The organism is Okeania sp. SIO2F4, from assembly GCF_010672385.1.
Lineage (GTDB): Bacteria > Cyanobacteriota > Cyanobacteriia > Cyanobacteriales > Microcoleaceae > Trichodesmium.
In genome coordinates, this window is the sequence record NZ_JAAHGT010001509.1 from 1 (window position 1) to 1010 (window position 1010).

Below are 1010 nucleotides of genomic sequence, written 5' to 3' on the forward strand. Positions count from 1 at the left end.
CCTTTTAATTCACCCAAATCATTCTTTAATGCCACATCATCCCCATCTTTTAACCCTAATTTTTTAGCATCAAAAGGATTAATTAAAACTGCTTCCCGTACAGCTCCAGTAATTGCATCTTTCTGAGACTGCACCATACTATTAAATTGTTTACCTCGGCGAGTTGCTACTAAAAAATATCCCTCTGCTAACTCCTCTTTTGGTGGAGAAAGTATAGAAAATTTTGCCTTACCATCCGGTGTGGGAAAATTCCAGCCAAAACATAAATGGGAACCTCCATATTGAAAATTATCTCCTGGTTCTTTCAAATGTTGAATACCTGAATATTGAGAAATTACCAAAGCAATTTCCTGACGAATTTCTTCAGTATTTTTAAACTCTAATTTATCTGCTAATTCCGGACGGACTAACTTTGCCAAATCCATAAATACTTCCCACTCCGGACGAGCTTCCCCAATTCTCTGACCAGGAATTTCCGGACTAAAAATCACCCTTCTTTCTGTAGTAGTTTCTGTCACGCCTCCCGGAATTTCATAACGAGTCGTAGCAGGTAATAATATTACAGTTTCTCCCGGTTCAACTAACATTTGATTAGAGCAAACAATATCCTGATGTACTCGTAAAGATACCCGTTTCATCGCAGCTTCTACATAATCTGGATCTGGCAAAACTTCTAAAAAATTTCCCCCTACAGAAAACAAAATATCTAACTTTCCTTTTCAATACTATAAAAACCTAACTTTCATCCAACTTTTCTAAACAGACCAAAGCATTATAATCAGGTACGCCTTCAAGAGAACGTTTACCCTTATCTAATAACACATTTCCCTCCGGCCAATGTACTTGCAAATTCCCTGGTTTCATCGGAGCTAAATAAACCCGTCCTTTTAATTCACCCAAATCATTCTTTAATGCCACATCATCCCCATCTTTTAACCCTAATTTTTTAGCATCAAAAGGATTAATTAAAACTGCTTCCCGTACAGCTCCAGTAATTGCATCTTTCTGAG

Annotated in this window: 2 protein-coding genes; both read right to left on the reverse strand. The window is 37.2% G+C overall.

Features of this window, described 5'->3' with window-relative positions; all coding sequences use genetic code 11:
* Window positions 1–701 (reverse strand): molybdopterin dinucleotide binding domain-containing protein (locus F6K22_RS41570; RefSeq protein ID WP_293111069.1); only part of this gene is annotated, 701 nt, incomplete at its 3' end.
* A gap of 34 nt (window positions 702–735) precedes the next feature.
* Window positions 736–1010 (reverse strand): molybdopterin dinucleotide binding domain-containing protein (locus tag F6K22_RS41575; protein ID WP_293111070.1); only part of this gene is annotated, 275 nt, incomplete at its 5' end.